1 pseudogene is annotated in these 1,093 nt (G+C 70.4%); it reads right to left on the bottom strand.

Annotated features, from left to right (window positions below):
- Positions 1-1,093: pseudogene (locus ACYVD5_RS04640) on the bottom strand (hypothetical protein); the annotation flags it as partial.

Raw genomic sequence — 1,093 nt, 5'->3', positions numbered from 1 at the left:
TGTAGGCGGGTGGGGGGTCGGCGGGGTTGGTGTCGGTGTCCGGGGTGGTTGCGGGGTCGTGCTGGCCGGTGTTGGGGTTGTCGATGGTTTGCGGGTCGGGGTCCGGTGAGGTCTGGGGGCCGTCGTTGGTGGGGCCGGCGTGTTGGGTGTCGGTGGTTTCGGTGGCGGGGGGAGCCTGACCCTCGAATCCCGGCACGGATGTTTCTGGTGCGCGGTTGTCCGTGTCGGGGTGGCCCTGGTCGGTGGTAGGGCCGAAGTCGCTGCTGCTGCTGTCGCCGGTGTGGGGGTTGCCCGGGTCGTCGGTGGGGGTGCTGCTGCCGCTGGTGCTGCCGGTGGTTGCGCTGCCGCCGCTGGTTGAGTCGTTGTTCGGCCCGCCTGTTTTGCCTGTCCCGCTGGGGTTGTTGCCGGTGTTGGTTGTGCTGGGGCCGCCGGATGGGGTGGGTGCCGGTCCGCTGGTGGTGGGTGGGTTGGCGGCGATGTTGATGGGCGCGGGGGCCGGTGCCGGGGTGTCGGCGGGGGCGTCGGTGTCTTCGCGGGTGTGGTTTCCGGGGGTGTCGGTGGTGGCGGGGTCGTTGCGGTTGGCCGGGGCGTCGGTGGTGGTGGGGCCGGCTGTGTTTTCGGATGTGGGGTCGGGTTGGTTTTGGGTGGCGGGGTCGGGTTGGTGGTCGAGGGTGTTGGTGGTGTCGGGGGCGGTCGTGTTGGTGGTTTCGGGGGTGGGTGTGCGGGGGTGGGCGTTGGGCGGTGCGGTGTCGGTGTCGGGGTTGGGCGTGTGGATGGTGTCGGGGTCGTTGTCGGTTGCGGGATCAGCGTGGTCGTTGGTGTTCGCGGCGTTGTTTCCGGGGTTGCCGCTCCCGTGCCCGTTCCCGGCTCCGTCGCCGCCTCCGGTTCCGCTCCCGGCTTCCGGGTCGTTGGTGGGGGGCGGTTGCGGGGTGTGGTCGTTGCTGGTGGTGGTGATGGGGGTGGGGGTTGTTGTGGTGGTGTCGGTGGTGGTGGTGTCGGTGGGTGCGTCGGGGACGTGGATTTGGGTGTTGTTGAGGGCGTCGAGCAGGGCGAGGGTGCCGTCGACGGCGACGGTGGAGATGACGGCTTGGGA

The sequence above is a fragment of the Streptomonospora sediminis genome, assembly GCF_054778995.1.
The sequence above is the reverse complement of the archived record's forward strand: the minus strand, read 5'-3'. Positions and strand labels throughout refer to the sequence as shown.